This window comes from Limnohabitans sp. 15K, from assembly GCF_002778285.1.
Taxonomy (GTDB): domain Bacteria; phylum Pseudomonadota; class Gammaproteobacteria; order Burkholderiales; family Burkholderiaceae_C; genus Limnohabitans_A.
On the sequence record NZ_NESM01000004.1, the window covers coordinates 92,096 to 116,720 of the forward strand.

The window sequence follows — 24,625 nt, forward strand, 5'->3', positions numbered from 1 at the left end:
CCCCACAGCGGGTCAACTCAGGTCTGCGCGTTTCCTTGGAAAGACTTGACAAAGTGCTTTGCGGTACTTTGTACATCTTGGGCGGTGCGTCCCGGCGCGAACAAGGCCGAACCCAGGCCAAAGCCTGTCGCCCCGGCCGCCAAATAAGTCGCCATGTTGTCCGGCGTGATACCGCCTACGGGCATCAGGGCGACGCCTTTCGGAAGCACGGCTCGCAAGGCTTTGACGGTGGCGGGTGAAATCATCTCGGCCGGAAAAAGCTTGAGTCCATGTGCGCCCGCGTCGAGCGCCGCAAAGGCCTCTGTGGGCGTGGCCACCCCCGGCAGTACGACCATGTCCAGGGCCAAGGCCTGCGCGACCACGGCGGGGTTGAAGTTGGGCGAGACGATCAATCGGCCTCCGGCGGCGTGCACGTCTTTCACTTGCCCTGCGTTCAGCACCGTGCCCGCACCGATCAGCGTTTGCGGAAACAATGTCGCCAGTGCATTGATGCTTCGCAAAGGCTCGGGTGAGTTGAGCGGCACCTCGATGATGGCAAAGCTGCTGCCCACCAGCGCGTCGCCAATGGCGGGTGCCTCGGCCGGCGTCAGGCCACGCAAGATGGCGATCAAAGGCAGTTGGTCCATGGCTTGTGCCAAAGCGTGTGCGGGGGAGGTGGTCGGTGTCATGGTGTTTTTTGTGTAGGAGCGGCGCCCTCGCCGCGAAGGTTTTTTTGCACATCAACATGCCGATGCCGATGCCAGTGCGAACAAGCCCGCCCAAGTGGCTTCTGGGCCATGGCTTTGGCAGGCGACGCCCAAGTGTTTCAGTGCCAAGGTGTACCGCAGCGTGAGGGCGTCGTTGCCGATCAGGAGGACAGGTTCTGCAGGGGTGGACGCCCTTGGATGGTGCAGTTCCTCCCCAATCAGCAAGCCCGACAGGTAGCTGGGCAAGGCCACAGCAGCAAGGCGCTCAAACAGGCCCAGGGTACGCACCGCGAACAGTTTGTTGAGCACGCTGCCCGCTTGCTGGCTTTGGTCCACACCTTGCAAAAAGGCCGATTCATCGAAGGCCCCGGTCAAATCGAGTGTCTTGCCCAAAATCGAGTGTTGGCTCATCAGGGCAAACACCTCGCCGGTCATGAAGGTTTGGAACTGGGTCACGCGTCCACCTTGCACCTGCACCCATTTGCTGTGTGTGCCGGGCAGCACCAGCGTGGCACTGTCTTGTCCAGCCAGTTGCAGTGCGCCAAAAATTTGCACTTCTTCGCCGCGCATCACATCGGTTGTTTGCAGGGTGTCTTGGCCCAGGCAGCTGAGGCCAGGCACCAAGGCGATGCGACCAGGCTGCAGCCACAACAGGTGTTGGCCCAACTCGGCAAAGCCTGCAGGGCAGGGGCAGTAGGGCGCTTCTTGCCACCCTTGGCGGCTGCCCGCCATGCCAGAGATCAGGCACAGCGCACCCGGCGCTTGCATCCAATCGCCAAAGAGTTCGTCCAACACAGCGGCAAACTGCCCCGGCGGCACACTCAAGATGCCGCGCGCAAATTCGCGTGTGGCCAACACTTGACCCTCGGCCCCAAGCTGTGCACCGCGCAACGAAGATGTGCCCCAGTCGATCGCGATCAAGGGCCTCATGGTGTGTGCGCTTTCATCAAGAAGTCCAGCACCGCATCGTGCCTGGGCAAGGGGGCGACGGCGCCATAGCCTTGCACCGACACGGCTGCAGCGGCATTGGCATAGGCGGTGGCGTCCCACAAGCTGTCGCCCGCTGACAAGCGCGCCAAGAGGTTGCCTGCAAAGCAGTCACCTGCACCCGTGGCATCCACCGCTTGCACGCTATGGCCCGGCACGGTGCGCTGCAACTTGCCATCGCTGGCGATGGCGCCATCGGCCCCCAGCTTGAGCACCACTTGCGCTGCGCCTTGCGCATGGCTCCAGCCGATGATGTCTTGCGCTTGTGTCAGGCCCGTGAGCGCGGTCAGGTCTTCCAGGCTGGGCAAAAACAAATCACACATGCGCACGGCTTGGCCAATGCAGGCTTGTGCACGGGCCAGTGGCCAGAGCGACAGGCGCAAGTTGGAGTCGAGCGCCACGTGTGTGCCCACGCTGCGGGCGTGTTGTATGGCGGCCAAGGCGGTGTCGCAGGCCGAGGCCGAAATCGCCAATGAGATGCCCGACAGGTGCAGCCACTGGCTGCGGGCAATGGCGTCTTGCCAATGCGCGAGGTCTGCGGCTTGCATGCGGCTGGCGGCTGAGCCGGCACGGGCATAGCTGAAGTGGTGGCCCTTTGCATCGTGGCTCACAAAGTACAGGCCGGTGGGGGCTTGGGGGTCGCGCAGCACCGTGGCGGTGCCTACGTTTTCGCGCTGCCACAAATCCATCAGCCGATCGCCCCAGCGGTCGGCACCCAATCGCGTCAGGTAGGCCACACGGGCCCCTGCCCGAGCAGCGGCAATGGCGGCATTGCTGGTGTCGCCGCCAAAGCCTTGCAGATACAAAGGCGCCTCATCAGGTGTTGGGTTGGAGGTCTGGTTGAACTCAACCATCGCCTCACCCAAGGCGACGATGTCCCCTGTTTTGTGCACGGTCATGCGGCTTTCAGGCCAGGCCTTTCAAAGCATCGGCTGGGTAGCCGGGCCGGGCTTTGCAGTCTGCAATGTACTGCTCGATGATGGCTTCAAAGCTCTCGTCGGCGCGCAAGCCCAGCGCGTGGGCGCGCTCAAAGGTGCAACCTTTGGCCCAGTTGTCCACGATGCCTGCCACGCGTTCATCGCGCTCGAATTTCACACGGGCACGAACAGCGGGGCCCGCCACTTTTTCCAGTGCGGCCAACATTTGGCCCACACTCACATTCAGGCCGGGCAGGTTCAGTGCCATGCGCCCACCGATGGCTTCACGGCTGGCTTCAAACACGGTGATCAAGCCGTGGATGGTGGTGCCCGGTGAGGACATGGGGTGTGAGACGCTGGCATCCACCGGGCAGGTGGTGGGGGTGCCCGCCAGCGGCTCGCGGATGATGCCGCTGAAAAACGATGACGCTGCGCCATTGGGTTTGCCGGGGCGCACGGTCACGGTCATGAGGCGCGCTGCGCGGCCGTCGATGTAGCCTTTACGGGTGTAGTCGGCCACCATGTGCTCGATGATGAGCTTGTGCGTGCCGTAAGACGTTTGTGGTGTGGGCAAGGTGGTGTCGGCCACCAGGGCGGGCATGGGGTTGGCTGCATCGGGCCCAAACACGGCCACAGAGCTGGCAAACACCAGGCGTGGGGCTTTGCCCAATCGCTCGGTGGACACGCGGATGCTGTCGAGCAGCAAGCGCGAGCTGTCCACGTTGGAGCGCAGGCCCAGGTCAAAGTCGAGTTCGCACTCGCCCGACACGGCCGAGGCCAAATGGAACACGCCGTCAAAGCCGCTCTTGAACAAGTCACCTTGTTCCAGCATGGGACCTGCATGGCCCTTGACCCGCGGGTCGGCCAGCAAATCGGCTGGGGCGGGGAAGAGGTCGGCAATCACCAATTCGTTGACGACTTGGCCGTTGAGTTGGCCTTTTTTCAAAATCTCGCGAGCCAGTCGAGCGCCCAAAAATCCGGCACCGCCGGTGATCAAAATACGCATGGTTTTCTCCGTGAATCAGTGGTTGTCTTTGGGCACGGCCGCGCCACGCTGGCCGACCAGAAAGTCCATGTCTGCGCCTTCGTCGGCTTGCAGCACATGGTCAATGTACAGCTTCCAGTAGCCCGAGTTCATGGCCGGCGCAGGCTTTTCCCACAAGGCCAGGCGGCGTGCCAGCTCTTCGTCGCTGATGAGCAGTTGCAGTTTGCGCTCAGGCACATTGAGTTCGATCATGTCGCCGTTTTGCACCACGGCCAGCGGGCCACCGGCAGCGGCTTCGGGCGTGGTGTGCAGCACCACGGTGCCATAGGCCGTGCCGCTCATGCGGGCGTCAGAGATGCGCACCATGTCGGTGATGCCTTTGCGCAGCACCTTGGGCGGCAGCGGCATGTTGCCCACCTCTGCCATGCCAGGGTAACCCTTGGGGCCGCAGTTCTTGAGCACCAAGATGCAGTTCTCGTCCACGTCCAGGCTCTCGTCGTCGATGCGTTTGTGGAAGTCGGTACTGTCTTCAAACACCACGGCGCGGCCGGTGTGCACCATCAGTGCAGGCGTGGCGGCACTGGGCTTGATGACCGCGCCACGCGGGGCCAGGTTGCCGCGCAAGATGGCGATGCCCGCTTTTTCTTTGAAAGGGGCGTCGAAGGTCTTGATGACGCGCGGGTCGTAATTCACGGCGCCCGCGATGTTCTCGCTCACGCTTTTGCCGGTCACGGTGATGATGTCTTTGTGCAGCAGGTGCTCGATCTCTTTCATGATGACGGGCAAGCCACCGGCATAGCAAAAGTCTTCCATCAGGTGGTCGCCTGAGGGTTGCAAATTCAACAGGCAAGGCAACTCGCTGCCCAAACGCTCGAAATCGTCCACGGTGAGTTTCAGGCCCAAGCGGCCTGCAATGGCGATCAGGTGGATCACCGCGTTGGTCGAACCGCCAATGGCCGCCAGCGTGCGGATGGCGTTTTCAAAGGCTTCGCGCGTCAGCACTTTGGTGATGGTCTGGTCGGTGTGCACCATCTCGACGATGCGGCGGCCCGCATCGCGGGCCAAGACATTGCGGCGGCCGTCCACGGCCGGGTAAGTGGCGTTGCCGGGCAAGCCAATGCCCAGGGCTTCGACCATGCTGGCCATGGTGCTGGCGGTGCCCATGGTCATGCAGTGGCCATGGCTGCGGTGCATGCAGCTCTCGGCTTCAAAAAAGTCGGCCAATTTGAGTGTGCCTGCGCGCACCTGCTCGCTCATGCTCCACACGCCTGTGCCCGAGCCGAGTTCTTGCCCGCGCCATTTGCCGTTGAGCATGGGGCCGCCCGACACGCCAATGGTTGGCAATCCCACGCTGGACGCGCCCATCAGCAAGGATGGCGTGGTTTTGTCGCAGCCCATGAGCAGCACCACGCCGTCGATCGGGTTGCCTCGGATGCTTTCTTCGACGTCCATGGACGCCAGGTTGCGGTAGAGCATGGCGGTCGGGCGCAGCAGGGTTTCGCCCAGCGACATGACCGGGAATTCGAGCGGAAAACCGCCGGCCTCGTACACGCCGATCTTGACCTGCTCGGCCAGGGTGCGGAAGTGCGAGTTGCAGGGGGTCAGTTCGCTGAAGGTGTTGCAAATGCCAATGACGGGGCGACCGTCGAATTGGTCGTGCGGCACGCCTTTGCCCTTGACCCAGCTGCGGTAGGCAAAGCCATCGCGGTCTTGGCGGCCAAACCACTGCTGGCTGCGGAGTTCTTCGGGTTTTTTACGGGGATTGGAGGACATGAGGATCGAATGATTCGGAGGTTGGGAGAATGGGTTCAATCGTATGATGAATACAGTTTGTTGGCCACCCTATAAACCCTAGTGCAGCGCACAATCGATTCTCGCTCAGGCCGATCTTCAGGGTTTTCCGCAGTGTTGGAATTTTTCATTCATCATATGATTGAACGATTCGTCAAATCACCCATGGTCAAAAACGCACACGGTCACACATTGGATTTGCTGGGACAAGCCATCTTGTCGGGCCAGTACGCCGTGGGCGCGAGTTTGCCGCCCGAGCCTTTGCTGTGCGAGCAGTTTGGGGTCAGCCGCACGGTGGTGCGCGAAGCCATCAAGTCGCTGGTCGCCAAAGGTTTGATCTCCACCGGCCCCAAAGTGGGCACGCGTGTGCTGAACGATGACCACTGGAACTGGTTCGATCCCGATGTCATCACTTGGCAAGCCCAAGCCGGTTTGACGCCCGAGTTCTTGCGTGACCTGCAAGAGCTTCGCCGTGTGGTGGAGCCCGCCGCCGTACGACTGGCCGCGGAAAAAGCCACAGACGAAGACATCGCCGCAATCGAACAAGCCTTTGCGGGCATGAAGCTGGCGGTGGAGCAGGGTGGTGACTACGTGGTGCACGACCTGCGTTTTCACCAAGGCCTGCTGCATGCCTCGCACAACCGAATGCTGATTCAGATGGGCAAGGCCCTGAGCGCCTTGCTGCGCACCAGTTTTGAAATTTCCACCCGAATCCAAGACGGCCCCCGCAGTTCATTGCCCCTGCACCGGGCCGTGCTGGACGCCGTCATCCAACACGCGCCGGACAAGGCCGAGCGCGCCATCATGGTGCTGATCAATGGTGCGCATGAAGACATCGAACGTGTGGTGTCCACGCGCAAAAAAATTCCAAGCGTTTCGGCTTTTTCCGAACGCCTGCGAAAAGTGGCTTGAGTTTTGATAGATTTTTAACCCTGTTTTTTTAGGAGACAACATGTTCAAACGCAGAAATCTGGTGACCCTCTTGGCGGGCACTTTCCTGGTGGCCAGCAGTGCCATGGCGCAATTTTCTGAGCGTAACATCAAGTTCACTAACGGTGTGAACGAAGACCACCCCGTGGGCGTGGGCGTCAAAAAGATGCAGGAAATCCTGACCGCCAAATCGGGCGGCAAGATGAAGATTACCGCTTTCTGGGGCGGTATGGCGGGTGGTGACTTGCAAGCCACGCAGGCTTTGCGTGCCGGCACGCAAGAGATGGTCTGCACCTCCAGCTCGCCCCTGGTCGGTATTGTCAAAGAGTTGGGCGTGTTCGACCTGCCTTTCTTGTTTGCCAACGAAAAAGAAGCCGACATGGTGCTGGATGGCCCGGCTGGCAAGTACTTCAATGCCAAGCTCGAAGCGGCTGGCTTGGTGAATCTGGCTTACTGGGAAAACGGTTTCCGCAACCTGACCAACAGCAAGCGCCCTGTGACCAAGCTCGAAGACTTTGACGGCGTCAAAGTGCGCGTGATGCAAAACAACATCTTCCTGGACACCTTCAAGACCTTGGGCACCAACGCTGTGCCCATGGCCTTCCCCGAGGTGTTCTCTGCGCTGGAGAGCCGCGCGATTGACGGTCAGGAAAACCCCTTTGTGACCATTGAAACTTCCAAGTTCAATGAAGTGCAAAAGTACCTGAGCGTGACACGCCACGCCTACACGCCTTTCCTGATTCTTTACAGCAAAAAGTTGTGGGACCAGCTCAACCCCCAAGAGCAGGCCTTGCTGCGTGAAGCGGCCATCGAGGGTCAAAAGGTTGAGCGCGCGGCCAACCGCACCCTGAACGAGAAGTCGCTGGCATCGCTCAAAACCAAAGGCATGCAGATCAACGAGGTCAGCGGGGCTGAGCAAAACCGCATCCGCGCCAAAGTGGCCTCGGTGTACGACAAGCACAAAGACTCGATTGGTGCCGACGCCATCAAAGTCGTGCAAGACGAGCTCAAGAAAGCACGCGGCGGTTGATCCATCGCACCAAGCCCCACAGCCCCAAGCTGTGGGGCTTTTTTAATGTCTGAAGTTTGATCCGCCATGAAAATCACCCAACTCGAAACCATCCGCCTGGATGAATTCCCCAACATCATTTGGGTGCGATTGCACACCGACGAGGGCTTGGTGGGCCTGGGCGAAACCTTCATGGGCGCGCAAGCGGTGGAGGCTTATCTGCACGAATGGGTGGGCCCCAAGCTGATCGGGCAAGACCCGCTGGCGATCGAATCACGTTTGCGCGATATCACGGGTTATTTGGGCTGGCGTGGGTCCGGTGTGGAAACGCGTGGCAACTCGGCGGTGGACATCGCGCTGTGGGACATTTTTGGCAAGGCCGCGGGCATGCCGGTCTACACCGCTTTGGGCGGCAAGAGCCGCGACGAGATCCGTGTCTACAACACCTGCGCGGGCTACCAGTACATCCGCAGCAACGTCAACCAGACCAGCAGCAACTGGGGTCTGGGCAACAACGCTGGACCCTACGAAGACCTGCAGGGCTTTTTGCTCCGCGCCGACGAGGTGGCTGAGTCGCTGCTCTCCGAAGGCATCACCGGCATGAAGATCTGGCCCTTTGACATGGCCGCTGAAAAGTCGCACGGTCAATACATCAGCCCGCAAGACCTGAACACTGCGCTCGAACCCTTTCGCAAGATCCGCAAAGCGGTGGGCGACAAGATGGACATCATGGTCGAGTTCCACAGCCTGTGGCGTTTGCCCATGGCGCAAAAGATTTCACGCGCGCTGCAAGAGTTCGACACCTTCTGGCACGAAGACGCGATCCGCATGGACAGCCTGGACCTGCTCAAGCAGTACGCGGTGGACTGCAAGGCCTTGATCTGTGCCAGCGAGACGCTCAGCTACAAATGGGGTTTCAAGGACTATTTGCAAACCGGTGTGGGCGGCGTGGCCATGCTCGACTTGAGCTGGTGTGGGGGCCTGACCGAAGCGCGCAAGATCGCGGCCATGGCCGACGCTTGGCAGCTGCCCGTGGCCCCTCACGACTGCACAGGGCCTGTGGTGTGGGCGGCGTCGACCCACTTGTCATTGCACGCACCCAACGCCTTAATTCAAGAGAGCGTTCGTGCCTTTTACAGTGGCTGGTACAAAGAGCTGGTGACCGAATTGCCGCAGGTGAAGAACGGCATGATCAGCCTGAATGACAAACCGGGTTTGGGCTTGGAGTTGCTCCCCGACTTGCACAAACGCAAGGATGCGGTAGTGCGCATCAGCGTGTAACTCAATCCGTCCACCGCGTGTGGAACTTGCCGGGCCGGTCTACACGTTGGTAGGTGTGGGCACCAAAATAGTCGCGCTGCGCTTGCAGCAAGTTGGCCGGCAGGCGTGCCGAGCGGTAGGCGTCGTAGTAGCTCAGCGCGCTCATGAACGAGGGCATGGCCACGCCGTGCAATGCGCCCAGGGCCACGACTTCGCGCAGGTCCTGCTGGCAGCGGGCCATCACGCCTGTGAAGTGCGGGTCCATCAGCAGGTTGTTCAGATCGGGCGCGCCATCAAAGGCTTGGCGAATGTCTTGCAGCAAGCGCGCACGGATGATGCAGCCCGCACGCCAGACCGAGGCCACGGTGCCCATGGGCAGTTGCCACTGGTGTTCTTTGTCGGCCGCCCGCAGCAGGCTGAAGCCTTGTGCGTAGGCGCAAATCTTGGCCGCCAGCAAGGCCCGCTCGAGGCGTGGCAATACCGATGCCCGATCGGGTGCAGGCTGTGTGGTGGGGCCCGTCAAGACCTTCGATGCTTTGCCCCGTTCAGCTTGGAGTGCGCTGAGGGTGCGGGCAAACACGGCATTGGCAATGGTGGGTGCGCTCACGCCCAGGTCGAGCGCGACCTGGCTCGCCCATTTGCCCGTGCCTTTTTGTTCAGCGGTGTCGAGGATTTTGTCCACCAGCGCATGGCCCGTTTCGGGGTCGGTGTAGGCCAGGATGTCGGCGGTGATGCCGATCAGGTAACTGCTGAGTTCACCGGCATTCCAGGTGCGGAACACGGTGCTCATTTCGGACGGGTGCATGCCCAGCATCTGTTGCATCAGCGCATAAGCCTCGCAAATGGTCTGCATGTCGGCGTATTCGATGCCGTTGTGTACCATTTTGACAAAGTGGCCTGAACCGCCTGGGCCCATCCATTCACAGCAAGATGCGCCGTCTTCGGTCTTGGCAGCGATGGCTTGCAGCATGGGTTTCAAACGTGGCCAAGCCGCTGCAGAGCCGCCAGGCATGAGCGCTGGGCCACGCAGTGCGCCTTCTTCGCCGCCGCTGACCCCTGCACCCACATAAAGGATGCCCGAGTCTTGCAAGGCCTTCAAGCGGCGCTCTGTGTCGGTGAAAAGGGTGTTGCCCCCGTCCATCACCACATCGCCAGCCGCCAATAGGGGCGTCAGCTCGTAAAGCACCGCATCGACCGCAGCACCTGCTGGCACCATCAGCCAGACACAGCGAGGTTGTTGCAAACTGCCAACCAACTCGCTCAGTGAGTGGACCGCTTGCCCGTTCAGACCCCGCGTGCGCTGATCAAAGCTGTTGCGCTTGGCCTCGTCCAGGTCAAAGCCGCTGACTGAAAACCCGTTGCGCTCCAGATTGAGCGCCAGGTTTTCGCCCATCACCCCCAGGCCCACCAGGCCAATGTCCATCTTCTGCATAGGTTCGAATCAACCCCGGCCTACAAAAGGCATGTTGGTGGCCATCACCGTGGTGAACAAAATATTGCTCGACAAAGGCATGCGGGCCATCGTCATGAAGGTGTCGACCACCCCTGACATGTCCATGCGCGGCTCAGCCTTGATGCTCAAGTCAGCTTGGTGCACACCTTTGGCCATTTTTTCGGTCATGTCCGAGGCCACGTTGCCAATGTCAATCTGGCCCACGGCGATGCTGTAAGGGCGGCCATCGAGCGAGGCTGCACGGGTCAGACCCGAGACAGCGTGTTTGGTGGCGGTGTAGGCAATGGAGCCAGGACGCGGCACATGGGCCGAAATCGACCCGTTGTTGATGATGCGGCCGCCTTGTGGGCTTTGCTCTTGCATCAGCTTGAAGGCATGCGACAAAGTGTAGAACGCACCGTTCAAGTTGATGTCCACAGCACGGCGCCATTCATCGCCCGACAGGTCGCCCGGCAGGGTGTAGGGCAGGGAGATGCCTGCGTTGTTGAACACCAAATCGATGCGGCCAAAGCGCGCGCGGATCTGATCGAACAGGGCTTTGACTTCTGGCTCTTTGGACAGGTCGGTCGGGATGGCGTGGGCATGACCCGAGTTGGCGCCAGCTTCGGCCACGGCAGAGGCCAGCGCATCGGCGCGGCGACCCACCAGAACGACTTGCCAACCTTCTTGGAGCAAGGCGAGGGCGCAGGCTTTGCCGATGCCAGAGCTGGCACCGGTGACGAGGGCAATTTTTGACATGGTGTTGACTTTCAGTGGGGGCGTGAAAAGGGGTGATTTTCAGGCGTTTTGGAAAGAAATTTGCACTTTGAGCGACTGGCTTTTGTCAGCCGCCAGATCGAAGGCTTCAAGGGCGCGTTCGACCGGCAATATACCCGTGATCACAGGCTTGCCGTTGACCAAGCCTTCGTTCAAAAAGCGCACAGCGGTGGCAAATTCGGCATGGAAGCGGAAGGTGCCCCGCAGGTCCACTTCTTTGGCCACGATCTGTGTCATGGGCAGGCTGATGTCGCCACCCATGCCCACCGTGATGAGCACGCCTCTGGGCACGATTGTGTCCAAGCCCACGCGCAAAGCCGCTTCGCTGCCTGAGGCTTCGAACACGACATCGAACTGGCCTTTGTCCACTTTGTATTTGTCCAAAGCAGCTGCATCGGTCTTCAGGTTGATGGTCTCGTCAGCGCCCATCTCTTGGGCGCACTTCAAAGGCAAGTCGGCGATGTCGGCCGCCACGATCCGCGCTGCGCCAGCGCGGCGCAAAGCACCAATGAGCAGCGAGCCAATGGGGCCGCAACCGGTCACCAGCACCTGCTTGCCCAACACGCTGCCTGCGCGCTGAATGGCGTGCAAGCCAACCGACAAGGGCTCGGCCAAAGCGGCTTCGGACAGGCTCAGGTGGTCGGCGATCGGGTGGGCTTGGTAGCCCTCGATGATCAGTTGCTCACTGAATGCGCCCTGGATGTGCGGGAAGGGCATGGCGCTGCCATAAAAGCGCATATTCAAGCAATGGTTCTGCTGACCCGCCTGGCAAAAGCGGCAGTTGCCGCAGGGGCGAGATGGCGAAATGGCGATGCGTTGGCCCACGGCCACGCTTTGCACATCGGAGCCCACGGTCTGGACGATGCCCGACACTTCATGGCCCAAAGCAATGGGTTCCTTGATGCGCACCGTGCCAAAGCCACCGTGTTGGGCGTAATGCAAATCAGAGCCACAAATGCCGCCATAAGCAACTTGTACCTGAATTTGATGGGCCTGCAGGGGCGCAAGGTCACGGGTTTCTAAACGCAAGTCGCGGGGGCCGTGGCAGATGACAGAACGCATGGGAGAGTGCTTTCAAATAAAGAGGGGGTGGCGGTCTGATCAATACATCCAGCGCGCAGGCACCATCACCAGCGCGGGGAACATCACCATCAAGAACATGACCAGGAACTGCACGCTCATGAAGGGCAGTACGCCTCGGGTCACGTCGTCCATGCGCATGCGGCCTACGCCCGCCACCACGTTGAGCACAGTGCCCACAGGCGGGGTGACCAAACCAATCGAGTTGTTGATGATGAACAGCACCCCGAAGTACACCGGGTCGATGCCTGCGGCTTTGATAACCGGCATCAACACGGGTGTGAGGATCAAGATGGTGGGTGTCATGTCCATGGCAGTGCCGACCACCATGCACAAGAGCATGATGGCGAACATCAGCAAGGTGGGGTTGCTGATCAGTGGTTGCAGCAGTTCAATCAGCTGTGCGGGCAGATTGGCCACAGCAATCAGCCATGCCGACACCATGGCCGCAGCCACCAAGAACATGACCAAAGCGGTGGTCATGGCGGCGCGCTCGAACACTTCGTACAGCTGCTTCCAGGTCAGCTCGCGGTAAACGACGCCCGCCACAAACAGCGCATACACGGCCGCCACCACAGCGGCCTCGGTGGGCGTGAACACACCCATGCGCAGACCCACCAAAATGATCAGGGGCAGCATCAAGGCCCAGCCTGCACTGCGCATGGCCCCCATGACTTCACGAAATGATTTTTGAGGCGGCGTTTCCAAAATTTCTTTGCGGGTCAGGTACCACCAAGTGATCCACAGGCCGGCACCGAGCAAAATGCCAGGAAAGATGCCTGCCAGAAACAGTTTGCTGATGGACACGTTGGCGGCGACGCCAAAAATCACAAAACCGATCGAGGGCGGGATCACGGGGCCAATCACGCCGCAAGCGGCAATCAGTCCACCACTGCGCGCTTTGTCATGACCGGCTTTGACCATCATGGGCAGCATCAAGGCCGTGAGGGCTGCGGCATCGGCCACGGCCGATCCCGACAAGGCCGACAGCAAACAAGCCGCCACGATGGTCACATAGCCCAGGCCACCACGGATATGGCCGACCAGCGCCATTGCAAAGTCCACAATGCGGCGCGACAAACCGCCGGTGTTCATCACCTCGCCCGCCAGCATGAAAAAGGGCACAGCCAACAAGGGGAAGCTGTTGGCACCTTCGATCACATTGAGCGCCAGAATTTGCGCGTCAAAAATATTCATGTGCCACATCAGGGCCACGCCGCACAGGAGCAAGGAAAACGCAATGGGCACACCGAGTGCCATGGCTGCCAACAAGGAGCCGATGAAGATAAAAATGGTCATGGGTTTCTCCGGGGCTCAGCGTTGTGCGGTGGGGATGTCAAGGGTGTCTTCTTCAGACTCTCGCACCCCAATCAGTTCGGCGTCCTTGAGTTGGCCTGTCGCCATGCGCCACATTTTGTAGACCAAAACAGCCCCCCCCACCACGGCGGCAAAAATGCCGCAGCCATAAAAAAAGGCCTCGGAAAGTTCCATGACTGGACTTCTGGTGTTGATGTTCATGGCCACAATGAGCCAGGTTCCTTTGGCCAGCAATGCACAGCAAAAAAGCATCAGCAAGTTGGCAATGACAAAACAGATTTTTTGTCCACGCAGCGACAAACGGGAAATCAGTGTGTCCGTGCCCAAATGGGTGCCTTCTTTCATGGCGACCACAGCCCCCAAAAAGGTGATCCAGACGAACAACCAGCGGGAGAGTTCATCTGAGACGGCCAGGCCCGAGTTGAAGCCGTAGCGCAGCACCACATTGCCGAAGACGAGCACGACCATGATGGCCAGAAAGACCACCATGATCATTTTGATGAGCTTACAAAGTCGGTCTATGAATTGTTCAATCATGGGAGGGCCTTTTGACGTTCGGGGCAATGCGTGGGATGCGGGATCATGGAATACAAACGGGTGGTAGGGTGATCATTTCGATCACAGGGTGGCGGTGACACCACCGTCCACATACAAAATGTGGCCGTTCATGAAGCGGGAAGCTTCGCTGGCCAGAAAGACCGCTGCGCCACCGAGTTCTTCGACTTCGCCCCAGCGGCGGCTCGGGGTGCGGCCGACCAGCCAGGCGGTGAAGGCTTCGTCCTTGACGAGTTTTTCGGTCAGCTCGGTTTTGAAATAACCGGGACCCAGGCCGTTGACGTTCAGGCCAAACTGACCCCAGTCGATGGCCATGCCCTTGGTGAGCATCTTCACCGCACCCTTGCTGGCGGTGTAGGGCGCGATGCCCGGGCGGCCCAGCTCGCTTTGTACCGAGCAAATGTTGATGATCTTGCCTTGCCCGCGGGGAATCATTTGTTGAGCGACGGCCTTGCTGACGTAGTACACGCTGTCCAGATTGGTCTTCATCAGGGTGTGCCAATCGTCATCGACAAACTCGTGCAGTGGCCCGCGGATCTGCATCCCGGCGTTGTTGACCAAAATGTCGATGGGGCCTTGTGCTTCCAGTTCGTTGATGGCCGATCGGACCTCTTCGGCACTGGTCACGTCAAACGCCGTTGTGCTGACCGATAAATTTTCGGACTGCAAAGTGGCAGCCGCTTGTTTCAGTTTGTCGGCGTTGCGACCGTTCAAAATGACATGCGCACCCGCTTGACCCAAAGCCCGGGCCAAGGCAAAACCAATGCCACCGGACGATCCGGTGATCAGGGCCCTGCGGCCGTTCAGCTGAAAAGACTCAAGAATGCTCATGCGAGAAAGCCGGTCACCCGGCTTGAAAAAGTCCCCCTCCTTGGAGGGGAACAGGTTGCGGCAACTTACTTGGTGGCTTCGATGGCGTTCAGCAGGGCTGTACCGTTTTTCTCGCCGAATGTTTTGGCGATCTCTGCCGAGACGATTTTCTGGAACGGGGCCATGTCCACGTTTTCAATCACTTGCATGCCCGACTTCTTCAAGTCGGCCACCACTTTGCCTGCGTTCTGGGCATTCAGATTGCGCTGGTACGTGGCCGCTTCACGGGCCGAGTCCACCATGATCTTTTGGTAGTTGGCAGGCAAGCTGTCGAACTTGCCTTTGTTCATGGCCACGATGATGGGCGAGTAAACGTGGTTGCTCACCGTCAGGTGTTTTTGCACTTCGTAAAACTTGGACGACCAGGTCACGTTGATGGGGTGCTCTTGGGCATCAAAGGCGCCCGATTCAAGCGCGGTGTACAGCTCGGCGATCGGCATGGGCGAGGGGTTCATGCCCAGCAGCTTGAAAGCCTGGATGTGGTACGGGTTGGGTGTGGAACGGATCTTCAAGCCCTTCAAGTCTTCGGGCTTGTTGACGGGCCGCTTGTTGTTGGTGAAGGCGCGCCAGCCGTTTTCCCAGTAAGCCAAGCCCTTCATATTGTGTGGGGCCAACTCGTTCAGAACGCCCGTGCCGATGTCGCCGTCCAGCACATGGTAGGCGTGCTGCGCGTTGCGGAACACAAAGGGCAGTTCCATGGCCGCCGTGTTGGCCACCAAACCGTTGTAGTTGGAGGCGCCACTGGAGACGATGTCGATGGTGCCGCCGCGCACACCGTTGATCATGGCGCCGTCGTTGCCCAGCTGGTTGGACGGGAAGACGGTGATTTCGATATCGCCGTTCGTGCGTTGCTTGACCAGTTCGGCCAATTTGAGGGCGGCCGCGTGTTGGCCATCGGTGGCGTTGACCGCGTGGCCCATTTTCAGGTTGAACTTGGCGGCGAAGGCGCTGGTGCCAACAGCAGCCACGAGGCAAGCGAGAAGGATGCGGGAAAGTTTCATGGTTTTGTCTCCTGGTTGTAAAAAATAACGGTAGAAAAAATCAATCGGTCGGCAGTGCGTATTCGTCAGCGCTGAAGACGGTGTGAAACACGGTGCCATCGAACATGGCGATCATGTCTTTGGACACTTCTTTGCTTTTCATGCGCACTTCTGAGGCCAAAGCAATCTCGATCGATTCGCGGCTGGGGTAGCGAACCGACAGCACCATGCCGAAATGCGGGTCAGCCACGTCACTCTCGACTTGGCGCAGCACGCGCACTTCTTGTGCGCCAGGAAAGCGGGTCCACAGTGGGACGAGGTTGTCGCGGATGTAGCGGTTGAAAGCTTCCTCCATGCCGGGTTTGACGTTGCCTTGGAAGAATGCACAGCGGATGAACATGAGGGTCCTTGTTGAGTGTCAGAGGGCAGGGTGAAGACGGGTCTGCAAAGCGTTCAGCGCTTGCATGACCATGTCTTGCACCGGTTCGTGGATCGTCAGACGGATGACATCGGTCTCGTCGGCCTGGGGTTTTTCGAGGGTGCGGAATTGGCTGTCCAGCAAGCCCGGCTGCATGTAGTGGCCCACCCGCTGGTGCATGCGCTTTTGAATCAGCTCAAAGTCGCCGTCCAGAAAGACAAAACACACATCGCCCGCTTGTTCGCGGATGCGGTCACGGTAAACACGTTTGAGCGCCGAACAAGCGACCACGCGGCCAGGTGTTTGGGCCTGAGCCAAGTAGTGGCCTATGCGGTCTAACCAAGGCCACCGGTCGCTGTCTTGCAAGGCAATGCCAGCGCGCATCTTGGCCACGCTCTCAATCAGGTGCAGGTCGTCGCCGTCCACCATGTCAAGGCCCAGGCTTTCGCCCAGTGCCGCTGCCATGGTCGACTTGCCGCAACCAGACACACCCATGACGATGAGGCGCAAAGGCGAAGTGCTCATGGTTTTGGGCCGTCGCTCACTTCACCAAGCCTGAGCATTCAGGCACAGGCGTGCGCAAGGGTTGGCCTGAAATACCGGCCTGCATGTTGGCAAAGGCCAGATCGGCCATGGCTTGTCGGGTTTCGGTGGTGGCACTGGCCATGTGCGGGGTCAGCACCACGTTGTGCATCCCCCACAGGGCTTCGGGCACGTTCGGCTCGTTGGCGAACACATCAAGACCTGCGCCGGCGATGGTGCCGTTTTGCAGGGCTTCGATCAGCGCCTCTTCATCGACCACGCTGCCACGCGCCACGTTGATCAAAAAGCCCCGTGGGCCCAGTGCCTTGAGCACATCGGCATTGATCAGGTGTTTGGTGCCTGCGCCGCCAGGCGTGATGGCCACCAAAAAATCCACGTTGGCGGCCAGTGCTGCAGCCGTTTGGAAGAAGGTAAAGCCTGAGTCCTTTTTTTCTGTGCGTGCGGTGTAAGCGATCGACATGCCAAATGCCTGCGCCCGCTGCGCGATGGCTTTGCCAATGCGGCCCAGACCCACAATGCCCAAGCGCACGCCAGAGACCTTGCGGCCCAGTGTCATCGGTCCATTGGGCCATTGGCCTGCACGCACAAACTGGTCGGCCTGCGGAATGGCGCGACCCACCGACAGCACCAGGCCCATGGCCAGATCGGCCACATCGTCAGTGAGCACGTCCGGGGTGTGGGTCACTGGAATGCCGTGTTCGATGGCCGCTTGAACGTCCACGCCGTCGTAGCCCACGCCAAAAACCGCCACCACTTTGGCATTGGGCAGCTGGGACAACAAACTGCGCGGCACGCTGGCCTCGCCCGTGCCTGCCACGCCCACGATGCGTGCAGCCAAGCTGGCGAACGCTGCGGGGTCGGTCACATGGGTGCGGTCGTGCACGGTGTAGAGCGATTCGAGCGCTTTTTGGTAGAAGGGGTGGAGTTTGGCTACAGCCAGCACATCGGGTTTGGACACTTCAGTCACTCCAGTCATCATGGGAAGTTTGGACAGCGCTGTCCAAGACATTCAAAAAAAACGGCAAATGGAAGTTTTCAACTTTGACATGGCATCGGGGTTTTCCACGATCCGGCAAAATTTCAGTTGAAAACTTTGGGATAGCGCTATCCTATCGGTTGATGAATGGCATTTTCCTCCGGATTAACCCTTGTCCCACCCTGTTTTGACACCCCCAAAGACCGTTAAAAGTCACCGTGCCACAGGCCGAGTCACCTTGAGTGATGTGGCCCAAGCGGCTGGCGTGAGCCCCAGCACGGTATCGCGCGCCTTGCGGGGTGAGCGTGCGGTCGACCCGGCTTTGATTGAGCGCGTCCAGGCGGTCTCCAGCAAGCTCGGGTATGTGCCCGACCCCGCCGCCCGCGCCTTGGCCTCGCAACGCAGCAACCATGTGGCCATCTTGATTCCCTTGCTGTCCAACGCCTTGTTTGTGGACCTGCTGGATGCCGCCCAAAAAACCTTGCGTGCCGCAGGTTTCCAGACGCTGATGGGGGTGACCCATTACGACGCCAGCGAAGAAGAGCAATTGCTGCGCGAACAATTGCTGCACCGTCCGGCAGGTTTGCTGGTCACAGGTCTGGACCACAACCCCGCCACACGCAAACTCATGGAAAGCAGTCAGGTGCCTTGTGTGCACCTGATGGATTTGCCCATCGGTGTCAGCGATGAAGCGCCTTACTGTGTCGGTTTTCAGCAAACACAGGCGGGTGCCTCCATGACACGGCATTTGCTGTCGAGCGGACGGCGGCGCATTGCGTTTGCTGCCGCGCAGTTGGACCCCCGAGTGATGCAGCGCCTGTACGGATGGCGCAGTGCTTTGCAAGGCGCTGGGGTTTATGAGCCCACTTTGGAGTTTCTCAATCCTGCGCCTTCCTCGCTTGCCTTGGGGGGGGCTGATGTTTCAGCAAATCATGCAGCAGCGCCCTGCGGTGGATGCCATCTTTTTTTGCAACGACGACTTGGCGCAAGGGGCTTTGATGGCCGCCTTGCGACTGGGCATTGCGGTGCCTTCGCAAGTGGCCATTGCCGGCTTCAATGACTTGACCGGCAGCGACCAGATGTGGCCCACTTTGACCACAGTGCGCACCCCTCGCGCAAGGATTGGTGAGGCCGCCGCGCAAATGCTGCTGACGCTCATGCGGGGCGAAACACCCGAATCGGCGCAAGTCGACTTAGGCTTTGAGATCCTGCAGCGGCAAAGCACCTGACCCTGTGGGAGCGAGCCCCTGTTCGCGAAAGCTTGTTCAGCGCGGTCCGTGCAGCACGTTGATCAATGCTTCGCCGCGGCTCAATCGGCCGATGTTCTCTGCCAGCGTTTCCTGTCGGCGACGCACAGTGCCAGCGGTCCAGCCCGACATGTGGGGCGTCATCAGCACGTTGTCCAGCGCCGCAAAATCGTATTGCGATGGGGCGCATTCGGCTTGAGTGGGCGTAGGGTACTGGTACCAAGTGTCGATCACGGCACCGCCAATCTGGCGCGCCAACAAGGCGTCGTAGAGGGCTTTTTCGTCGATCACCGCGCCACGCCCCACATTCATCAGCACGGCATCGGGCCGCATGGCGGCAATCGCTTGCGCATCCACCATTCCCACGGTGTTGTCGGTCAGCGGCAGGCTCACCACCACGGCGTCCGCCGAGCCCATAAAGTCGTGCAAACCGTCGAGCGTCCAGCTTTGGTCCACGGTGGGGCTCGCAACGGGGCTGCGGTTGGCCACATGCACCCGCATGCCGAAGGCCTTGGCCCGCAGGGCCAAAGTCTGCGCAATGTGACCGAAACCCAGCAGGCCAATCGTTTGTGAACCCAGCTCTGACCGCAAAGCGGCTTTTTGTCCAGCCCAGTAAGTCCAGCGTTGTTGGCGCAGGTCTTGGTCAGCACGGGCCAGGGGCACATGGCGCATGAGCAGCGCAGCGATCACAAATTCGGCAATCGCGTTTTCATGGCCAAAGCAATTGGCCAATGTGCACGGCGCGGGCAGCAAGGCGGTGTTGACGGCATCGGTGCCTGCCGCTGGCGCATGGAACAGCCGGGCTTTGAGCGGCACGGGCATGCTGTCGTTCAGTTTGATGCCGATCACCACGTCTGCGCTTTCGTAATGCGCACGCTCGCCAGCTTGGTCGAGTGCATCGCTCAAGTCGAGGATCTGGTGTTCTGAGCCAATGAGTGACTCAAAACCTTGGCGGAAATTGGCGGCGTTTTGGCCATGGAAAACGATCTTCAAAGGTGTGGTGTTCATGGATTTGGATGTCTTGGGTGCTGGGCTGTGAGAACTTGAACTGCGAGGAACTATGCCAGATGCGCACAAAGCGAAGCCCGCTTATCGCCACCCCAGCTGGCCGGTCAGCGACAATCTGGCCTTCCTCTTTTCACGAGACCCATGGCCATGACCGAGTTGAAAAAAGTCATTTTGTTCACCGATACCGACGGCCGCGCACGATTTCGCGAGGAATCGGTGCCCTTGACCGAAGGCACGCCCCAAAGCCAGTTGTCGGCCCTGATGGCCGCGACAGGCTGCCAATTGCGCCAAAGCCCAGTGGGGTTTCGCAGCACCTTCCATTGCAGTGGCAACCCGCAGTGGTTGTTTGTGTTGGGAGGGCAGATGGAGATCTTTTTGCAAGACGGCAGCTCGCGCACTTTTGGCCCAGGCGAGTTTTTTTACTCGGCCGACACCTTGCCCGAAGGCGCCACGTTTGATGCCCAAGTGCACGGGCACTGGAGCCGTCAGGTCGGCCCTGACCCTTTGGTGACCTTGTTTGTGCGCGACTGAGCTTTGAGCAGACAAAAAAAGAGCCCGCATGTGCGGGCTCTTTTTATTTGCGAATCGGTGTGGGTCAGCGACCGAAGCCACGGCCACCACCGCCGCCGCCATTGCCACCACGGTTACCACCGCCGTAGCCACCACCACCACCGCCGCCGCCGCCGCCATGGCGGCGACCGCCGCTGGCAAGACTGTCGATGCTGGTGCGTGTTGGGTCAGGTTGTCCGCTGGTGCGCACGGGCTTGCGGTTGGGCAAGTCCAGGCGCGCGAACTGTGTGGTCTTTAAGGGGTCGATGTGGCGTGGCAACTCGTCGCCATCGTCACGGCGACGGTCTTGGCCGCCACCTTGACCACCCCCGTAGCCGCCACCGCCATTGCCACCCTGTGGGCCGCGACCTGGACCACGTCCCTCAGGGCGTGGACCGCGTGGTGCAGGACGGCCTTGGCCATCCCCACGGTTGTCAAAACGGGGATCGCCACGTTGTTCTTGACCGCGACCACCGTCGCGTCCGCCTTCACGGCGTCCATCGCCTTGGCCTTCAAAGCGCGGTGCGCCCTGTGGACCATTGCGGCGTGATGGCGGAGGTCCGTTGCGCGATGGACGGGCTGGGCCCTGACCTTCGCCGCGTGCTTGACGGGGGCCTTGACCACCGCCACCGCCGCCAACCGCGACTTTGTTGTCCCGGATGCGCTGCATCATGTCGCTGCGCGCTGCTTTGGCGGCTGCGGCCATGACATCACGGCTTGGTGGCTTGCCTGCGCCACCCCACAGGGTCTGGCGACCCATGGCAATGGGCTCAGCCACTTCGCCTGGCTCGGGGCCAAAGCCTTCGAGCAATTGCACTGGAATCTCCTGCTTGGTGAAGCGCTCGATGTCCATCATGAAGCCTTCTTCATCCAAACACACCAGGCTCACGGCTTCGCCGCTCGCACCTGCACGGCCGGTACGGCCAATGCGGTGCACGTAATCTTCCGACACGTTCGGGATTTCAAAGTTCACGACGTGTGGCAAGTCTTCGATGTCGATGCCGCGCGCTGCAATGTCGGTGGCCACCAAAGCGCGGATCTCACCGCTTTTGAAACCGGCCAGCGCTTGCGTGCGGGCGGTTTGGCTCTTGTTGCCGTGCAGGGCCATGGCCTTCACGCCGTTTTTTGTCAGGAAGTCGGCCACATTGTTCGCGCCAAACTTGGTGCGGGTGAACACCAGCACCTGGCTCCAGTCGTGTTTTTGGATGATGTGCAGCAGCACGTCTTTTTTCTTGCTGCGGCCCACGGGGTGGATCACCTGTGTGATGCGCTGCACCGTGGTGTTGCTGGGCGTGACCTGGATGCTCTGGGGGTTCTTGAGCAGGTTGCCCGCCAATTCGCGGATCTCGTCGCTGAAGGTGGCCGAGAACAGCAGGCTTTGCTTGTCTTTGGGCACCAAGGCCAGCACTTTTTTCACGTCGTGGATGAAGCCCATGTCCAACATCCGGTCGGCTTCGTCGAGCACCAAAATTTCGATGCTGGACAAGTCCAAGAAACCTTGGCCTTGCAAGTCCAGCAAACGGCCCGGTGTGGCCACCAGAATATCCACGCCTTTTTTGATCTTGCTGATTTGCGGGTTCATGCCCACGCCACCAAAGATCACGGTGGAGTCGAGCTGCAGGTATTTTCCGTAGTCCCGCACCGACTCTTCGACCTGAGCGGCCAATTCGCGGGTAGGGGTGAGCACCAAAGCGCGGATGGCTTTGCCGCCAAAGCGGTTTTTACCCGGCTCACTCAAGCTCAGCTTGTGCAGCAAGGGCAGGGTGAATGCGGCGGTTTTGCCGGTGCCGGTTTGGGCACCCGCCAGCAAGTCTTGTCCGGCCAAAACGGCGGGAATGGCTTGTGCCTGAATGGGCGTGGGGGTTTCGTAACCGAGCTCGCGCACGGCTTGCATGATGGCCGGGGCCAGATTCAATTCTTCAAAGTTCATTTTTACAGAGCGCCATGTCCGGCGCAGGTATCGGCTCATTCAACTGCGGTTGGCAGTGACCAGTGTGGGCCGATAGGTCTCAAGGTGGGCATGGAAACCGCGGGCGCTTGTTTTGAGCGTTGCCCGGGTCAGGCCCCAGCAGAAGTGCTGATGTTGCGGCATCTGGAGGCTGCAACGAAGCGCATTGTCGCACAAAGCCCAAGGGCCTCTGGATGTCCCCCACCCGTCAGGCCATGGGTTCAAACCCCAATGACCACTGTGGGCTGGTGCCACTAGACTGCAGGGCATCTCCAAATCGTCAACACAAACCGATCAAGCGCATGACCATGAAGCATTTCTCTGACCGCCGTTCTTTTTTGCAAACAGCCGCCGTGGCTGCGGCCACCGTGTCCGCCAGCACGCCTTGGGTCAATGCCTGGGCGCAAACCAAGTGGCCTGCCAAACCCATCCGGATCATTGTTGCTTTCCCGCCCGGCGGCTTGACCGACGCCTTGGCCCGCAGCTATGGCGAACACCTCTCTACCAAGCTGGGTGTGCCGGTGGTCATCGACAACAAACCCGGCGCTGGGGCCATCATTGGCATCGATGCGGCGGCCAAAGCGCCTGCAGACGGATACACCCTGGTCATGAGCACCTCGGGCACCTTTTGGCAAAACCGCATCTTGTATTCGAAGTTGCCTTACAACCTCGACAAAGACCTGACCCCGGTCACCGTGTTCCCCTCGGGCCCGCTGGTGGTGGGCATCAACGACAAAATTCCAGCCAACACCATGGCCGAATTTGTGGCTTGGGCCAAGAAAAACCCGGTGTCCATGGGCACTTACGCACCGGGTTCGTACCCGCACATGGTGGCCGACCAGACCAACCGCGTGCACGGCACCCAAATTCAGTCAGTCCATTACCGCGGCGAAGCCCCCATGTGGCTGGACGTGGCTTCGGGTCAATCGCAAATTGCCGTGGGCAGCTACCTGGCCTTCAATGCCGTGGCCAGCCGCGGCGTGCGTGCCATTGGCGTGACGGGCAGCTACCGTTCCCCCAAACTGCCCAACGTGCCCACCCTGATGGAGCAAGGCGACACCGCCAAGTTGGTGACTTTGGAAGGTGGCTTGCCCCTGGTGGCGCCGTCTGGCACACCCGAAGCCGTGCTCAAACTCCTGGCCGATGAAGCCGTGGCTTGGTCCAACACCGACAAGGCCGCCAAGGTGCGCGAGACCTTTGCCATCCCCAACAAACCCAAAAATCTGGCGGGCACCCGCAAAGACTGGGAAGGCGAAGTGCCCGTCTGGATCAAGCTGGCGGTGGATTTGGGCATCAAGCTCGACTGAAGCGTCATTTGGCCATCTGCACCCTTCATGGTCGACGGTGGCTAAAGGCCATTGAAGTCGCGGTTTAATTGTGGGTATGAGCAAAACCCAACAAATGAGTTTTTTCGACGCCCCTGTCGAACCCGTGATGGACCCCGAGGCCATGGCCCAGGCGCTGGCGCAGCACCCCGACTTTCGCGTGCTGCGCCGTTTGGTGCCGCACAGCGATTACGGGTCCCTGAGCGGCCACGCCACACAACGCGTGATCGTGCTGGACACCGAAACCACCGGGCTAGACAGCAAAAGCGAAAAAGTCATTGAGCTGGCCATGTTGTCGGTGTTGGTGGACACAGTCACTGGTTTGCCAGTGGGGCCGGTCACCATTTACGAATCGTTCGAAGACCCCGGAAAACCGATTCCAGCCCAAATCACCGAGATCACCGGCATTGACGACAGCATGGTGAAGGGTTTGCGCATCGAAGACGCGGCCGTGAACGCTTTGGTGCAAGAGGCCGATTTGGTCGTGGCGCACAACGCCGGGTTTGACCGGCCGTTTGTCGAGGCGCGTTGGCCTGTGTTTGCGACCAAGGCATGGGGTTGCTCTTTTCAGGGCATTGACTGGAAAAAAGAGGGCAGCGGCTCGGCCAAATTGGAGTTTTTGGCGTCTGAGCGGGGTTGGTTTTACGACGCGCACCGGGCGCAGGTCGACTGCCACGCGTTGCTCCAGGTCTTGTCTTCGCCGCTGGCTGACGGCCAAACCGGCTTGTCGCGCTTGTTGGCTGGGTCCGGGCAGACGCGCTACAAGCTGCGCGCCACGGGTGCGCCGTTCGAGTCCAAGGACAAGCTCAAGGCCCGGGGTTACCGCTGGGACGGTGAAGGCCGTGTTTGGTGGTGCAGTTTGTCTTCGGACGAGCTGCTGGACGCCGAGTGCCATTGGCTGAGGGCCGAGGTCTATGGCCGCCGCAACGCCACGGTGCTGCTCGAGGCCATGGACAGCTTGGTGCAGTTTTCGGCACGGCCCGGCCAGCAGACAGGCCGAGAGTTGTAGAAGCCCCGCCCTCGGGGCGAAGGTTG

23 protein-coding genes and 1 pseudogene are annotated in these 24,625 nt (G+C 60.2%); 7 read left to right on the forward strand and 17 right to left on the reverse strand.

Annotation, left to right across the window (positions count from 1 at the left end; genetic code table 11):
* Positions 1-17: 17 nt before the first annotated feature.
* The 5 genes from B9Z40_RS13865 to B9Z40_RS13885 are packed head-to-tail and all read right to left on the reverse strand — an operon-like array spanning position 18 to position 5,348.
* Positions 18-668 carry a 2-dehydro-3-deoxy-6-phosphogalactonate aldolase gene (locus tag B9Z40_RS13865; protein ID WP_100173960.1) on the reverse strand — a complete coding sequence of 217 codons (651 nt, stop codon included), beginning with the start codon at positions 666-668 and terminating at the stop codon, positions 18-20.
* Between the two features lie 51 nt (positions 669-719).
* Positions 720-1,616, reverse strand: a complete 897-nt coding sequence (locus tag B9Z40_RS13870; protein WP_100173961.1) for a 2-dehydro-3-deoxygalactonokinase — start codon at positions 1,614-1,616, stop codon at positions 720-722.
* Positions 1,613-2,572 carry a sugar kinase gene (locus B9Z40_RS13875; RefSeq protein ID WP_100173962.1) on the reverse strand — a complete coding sequence of 320 codons (960 nt, stop codon included), beginning with the start codon at positions 2,570-2,572 and terminating at the stop codon, positions 1,613-1,615. Before B9Z40_RS13875 ends, B9Z40_RS13870 begins: the two co-directional genes overlap by 4 nt.
* Before the next feature lie 7 nt (positions 2,573-2,579).
* Complete coding sequence (denD, locus tag B9Z40_RS13880) at positions 2,580-3,596, reverse strand: D-erythronate dehydrogenase (RefSeq protein ID WP_100173963.1); 1,017 nt, start codon at positions 3,594-3,596, stop codon at positions 2,580-2,582.
* 15 nt (positions 3,597-3,611) lie between these two features.
* The gene (locus B9Z40_RS13885; protein WP_100173964.1) at positions 3,612-5,348 is read right to left on the reverse strand and encodes an IlvD/Edd family dehydratase; all 1,737 of its coding nucleotides are present in this window, start codon (positions 5,346-5,348) and stop codon (positions 3,612-3,614) included.
* 183 nt (positions 5,349-5,531) lie between these two features.
* On the opposite strand from B9Z40_RS13885, the gene B9Z40_RS13890 reads away from it, so the two are divergent.
* The 3 genes from B9Z40_RS13890 (at position 5,532) to B9Z40_RS13900 (ending at position 8,586) form a co-directional block, all read left to right on the forward strand.
* Positions 5,532-6,278 (forward strand): FadR/GntR family transcriptional regulator, encoded by a 747-nt coding sequence (locus B9Z40_RS13890; protein ID WP_100174092.1) that lies wholly within the window; start codon positions 5,532-5,534, stop codon positions 6,276-6,278.
* 40 nt (positions 6,279-6,318) lie between these two features.
* Entirely contained in the window at positions 6,319-7,326 is a 1,008-nt protein-coding gene (locus B9Z40_RS13895; protein ID WP_100173965.1) for a TRAP transporter substrate-binding protein, read from the forward strand.
* Positions 7,327-7,392: 66 nt separating this feature from the next.
* A complete protein-coding gene (locus B9Z40_RS13900) occupies positions 7,393-8,586 on the forward strand; it encodes a mandelate racemase/muconate lactonizing enzyme family protein (RefSeq protein WP_100173966.1) in 1,194 nt (397 codons plus the stop codon).
* Position 8,587: 1 nt separating this feature from the next.
* Here the strand turns inward: B9Z40_RS13900 and gndA are convergent, their stop codons facing one another.
* From gndA to B9Z40_RS13950, 10 genes are all read right to left on the reverse strand, one after another.
* Entirely contained in the window at positions 8,588-9,997 is a 1,410-nt protein-coding gene (gndA, locus tag B9Z40_RS13905; RefSeq protein ID WP_100173967.1) for an NADP-dependent phosphogluconate dehydrogenase, read from the reverse strand.
* Between the two features lie 9 nt (positions 9,998-10,006).
* Entirely contained in the window at positions 10,007-10,756 is a 750-nt protein-coding gene (locus tag B9Z40_RS13910; protein ID WP_100173968.1) for an SDR family oxidoreductase, read from the reverse strand.
* A gap of 39 nt (positions 10,757-10,795) precedes the next feature.
* Positions 10,796-11,836 carry an L-idonate 5-dehydrogenase gene (locus B9Z40_RS13915; RefSeq protein ID WP_100173969.1) on the reverse strand — a complete coding sequence of 347 codons (1,041 nt, stop codon included), beginning with the start codon at positions 11,834-11,836 and terminating at the stop codon, positions 10,796-10,798.
* 39 nt (positions 11,837-11,875) lie between these two features.
* Entirely contained in the window at positions 11,876-13,153 is a 1,278-nt protein-coding gene (locus tag B9Z40_RS13920; RefSeq protein ID WP_100173970.1) for a TRAP transporter large permease subunit, read from the reverse strand.
* Between the two features lie 15 nt (positions 13,154-13,168).
* Positions 13,169-13,708 carry a TRAP transporter small permease gene (locus tag B9Z40_RS13925; protein ID WP_199172573.1) on the reverse strand — a complete coding sequence of 180 codons (540 nt, stop codon included), beginning with the start codon at positions 13,706-13,708 and terminating at the stop codon, positions 13,169-13,171.
* 81 nt (positions 13,709-13,789) lie between these two features.
* Positions 13,790-14,557: an SDR family oxidoreductase gene (locus B9Z40_RS13930; protein ID WP_100173971.1), complete on the reverse strand. Its 768-nt coding sequence runs from the start codon at positions 14,555-14,557 to the stop codon at positions 13,790-13,792.
* A gap of 65 nt (positions 14,558-14,622) precedes the next feature.
* Positions 14,623-15,597: a TRAP transporter substrate-binding protein gene (locus tag B9Z40_RS13935; protein ID WP_100173972.1), complete on the reverse strand. Its 975-nt coding sequence runs from the start codon at positions 15,595-15,597 to the stop codon at positions 14,623-14,625.
* A gap of 40 nt (positions 15,598-15,637) precedes the next feature.
* Entirely contained in the window at positions 15,638-15,976 is a 339-nt protein-coding gene (locus B9Z40_RS13940; protein WP_100173973.1) for a hypothetical protein, read from the reverse strand.
* 18 nt (positions 15,977-15,994) lie between these two features.
* Positions 15,995-16,519, reverse strand: coding sequence for a gluconokinase (locus tag B9Z40_RS13945; RefSeq protein ID WP_100173974.1), 525 nt, complete (start codon positions 16,517-16,519; stop codon positions 15,995-15,997).
* Positions 16,520-16,535: 16 nt separating this feature from the next.
* Positions 16,536-17,513: a 2-hydroxyacid dehydrogenase gene (locus tag B9Z40_RS13950; RefSeq protein ID WP_100174094.1), complete on the reverse strand. Its 978-nt coding sequence runs from the start codon at positions 17,511-17,513 to the stop codon at positions 16,536-16,538.
* Positions 17,514-17,700: 187 nt separating this feature from the next.
* Between B9Z40_RS13950 and B9Z40_RS13955 the strand changes: the two are divergent.
* Positions 17,701-18,742 (forward strand): annotated as a pseudogene (locus tag B9Z40_RS13955) (LacI family DNA-binding transcriptional regulator).
* A 36-nt stretch (positions 18,743-18,778) separates the two neighbouring features.
* Here B9Z40_RS13955 and B9Z40_RS13960 read toward each other — a convergent pair.
* Positions 18,779-19,768: a 2-hydroxyacid dehydrogenase gene (locus B9Z40_RS13960; RefSeq protein WP_100173975.1), complete on the reverse strand. Its 990-nt coding sequence runs from the start codon at positions 19,766-19,768 to the stop codon at positions 18,779-18,781.
* A gap of 147 nt (positions 19,769-19,915) precedes the next feature.
* Here B9Z40_RS13960 and B9Z40_RS13965 point away from each other — a divergent pair, with 147 nt between their 5' ends.
* Positions 19,916-20,299, forward strand: coding sequence for a hypothetical protein (locus tag B9Z40_RS13965; RefSeq protein WP_100174095.1), 384 nt, complete (start codon positions 19,916-19,918; stop codon positions 20,297-20,299).
* 64 nt (positions 20,300-20,363) lie between these two features.
* Here B9Z40_RS13965 and B9Z40_RS13970 read toward each other — a convergent pair whose 3' ends face one another.
* A complete protein-coding gene (locus tag B9Z40_RS13970) occupies positions 20,364-22,247 on the reverse strand; it encodes a DEAD/DEAH box helicase (RefSeq protein WP_100173976.1) in 1,884 nt (627 codons plus the stop codon).
* 326 nt (positions 22,248-22,573) lie between these two features.
* On the opposite strand from B9Z40_RS13970, the gene B9Z40_RS13975 reads away from it, so the two are divergent.
* Together B9Z40_RS13975 and B9Z40_RS13980 are read left to right on the forward strand one after the other, a co-directional pair.
* A complete protein-coding gene (locus tag B9Z40_RS13975; protein ID WP_233204924.1) occupies positions 22,574-23,572 on the forward strand; it encodes a tripartite tricarboxylate transporter substrate binding protein in 999 nt (332 codons plus the stop codon).
* A gap of 76 nt (positions 23,573-23,648) precedes the next feature.
* On the forward strand, positions 23,649-24,599 hold the full coding sequence (locus B9Z40_RS13980) for a 3'-5' exonuclease (RefSeq protein WP_100173978.1): 951 nt from the start codon (positions 23,649-23,651) through the stop codon (positions 24,597-24,599).
* Positions 24,600-24,625: the final 26 nt, after the last annotated feature.

What these genes read in the sequence shown, in the direction of transcription:
- denD (WP_100173963.1), bottom strand. Translation starts at nt 3,596, where the DNA reads ATGCGTATTTTGATCACCGGCGGTGCCGGATTTTTGGGCGCTCGACTG.
- B9Z40_RS13935 (WP_100173972.1), bottom strand. Translation starts at nt 15,597, where the DNA reads ATGAAACTTTCCCGCATCCTTCTCGCTTGCCTCGTGGCTGCTGTTGGC.
- B9Z40_RS13975 (WP_233204924.1), top strand. Translation starts at nt 22,574, where the DNA reads ATGAAGCATTTCTCTGACCGCCGTTCTTTTTTGCAAACAGCCGCCGTG.
- B9Z40_RS13970 (WP_100173976.1), bottom strand. Translation starts at nt 22,247, where the DNA reads ATGAACTTTGAAGAATTGAATCTGGCCCCGGCCATCATGCAAGCCGTG.
- B9Z40_RS13915 (WP_100173969.1), bottom strand. Translation starts at nt 11,836, where the DNA reads ATGCGTTCTGTCATCTGCCACGGCCCCCGCGACTTGCGTTTAGAAACC.
- B9Z40_RS13950 (WP_100174094.1), bottom strand. Translation starts at nt 17,513, where the DNA reads ATGACTGGAGTGACTGAAGTGTCCAAACCCGATGTGCTGGCTGTAGCC.
- B9Z40_RS13910 (WP_100173968.1), bottom strand. Translation starts at nt 10,756, where the DNA reads ATGTCAAAAATTGCCCTCGTCACCGGTGCCAGCTCTGGCATCGGCAAA.
- B9Z40_RS13895 (WP_100173965.1), top strand. Translation starts at nt 6,319, where the DNA reads ATGTTCAAACGCAGAAATCTGGTGACCCTCTTGGCGGGCACTTTCCTG.
- gndA (WP_100173967.1), bottom strand. Translation starts at nt 9,997, where the DNA reads ATGCAGAAGATGGACATTGGCCTGGTGGGCCTGGGGGTGATGGGCGAA.
- B9Z40_RS13965 (WP_100174095.1), top strand. Translation starts at nt 19,916, where the DNA reads ATGACCGAGTTGAAAAAAGTCATTTTGTTCACCGATACCGACGGCCGC.
- B9Z40_RS13920 (WP_100173970.1), bottom strand. Translation starts at nt 13,153, where the DNA reads ATGACCATTTTTATCTTCATCGGCTCCTTGTTGGCAGCCATGGCACTC.
- B9Z40_RS13890 (WP_100174092.1), top strand. Translation starts at nt 5,532, where the DNA reads ATGGTCAAAAACGCACACGGTCACACATTGGATTTGCTGGGACAAGCC.
- B9Z40_RS13875 (WP_100173962.1), bottom strand. Translation starts at nt 2,572, where the DNA reads ATGACCGTGCACAAAACAGGGGACATCGTCGCCTTGGGTGAGGCGATG.
- B9Z40_RS13925 (WP_199172573.1), bottom strand. Translation starts at nt 13,708, where the DNA reads ATGATTGAACAATTCATAGACCGACTTTGTAAGCTCATCAAAATGATC.
- B9Z40_RS13865 (WP_100173960.1), bottom strand. Translation starts at nt 668, where the DNA reads ATGACACCGACCACCTCCCCCGCACACGCTTTGGCACAAGCCATGGAC.
- B9Z40_RS13940 (WP_100173973.1), bottom strand. Translation starts at nt 15,976, where the DNA reads ATGTTCATCCGCTGTGCATTCTTCCAAGGCAACGTCAAACCCGGCATG.
- B9Z40_RS13870 (WP_100173961.1), bottom strand. Translation starts at nt 1,616, where the DNA reads ATGAGGCCCTTGATCGCGATCGACTGGGGCACATCTTCGTTGCGCGGT.
- B9Z40_RS13980 (WP_100173978.1), top strand. Translation starts at nt 23,649, where the DNA reads ATGAGCAAAACCCAACAAATGAGTTTTTTCGACGCCCCTGTCGAACCC.
- B9Z40_RS13885 (WP_100173964.1), bottom strand. Translation starts at nt 5,348, where the DNA reads ATGTCCTCCAATCCCCGTAAAAAACCCGAAGAACTCCGCAGCCAGCAG.
- B9Z40_RS13900 (WP_100173966.1), top strand. Translation starts at nt 7,393, where the DNA reads ATGAAAATCACCCAACTCGAAACCATCCGCCTGGATGAATTCCCCAAC.
- B9Z40_RS13930 (WP_100173971.1), bottom strand. Translation starts at nt 14,557, where the DNA reads ATGAGCATTCTTGAGTCTTTTCAGCTGAACGGCCGCAGGGCCCTGATC.
- B9Z40_RS13945 (WP_100173974.1), bottom strand. Translation starts at nt 16,519, where the DNA reads ATGAGCACTTCGCCTTTGCGCCTCATCGTCATGGGTGTGTCTGGTTGC.
- B9Z40_RS13960 (WP_100173975.1), bottom strand. Translation starts at nt 19,768, where the DNA reads ATGAACACCACACCTTTGAAGATCGTTTTCCATGGCCAAAACGCCGCC.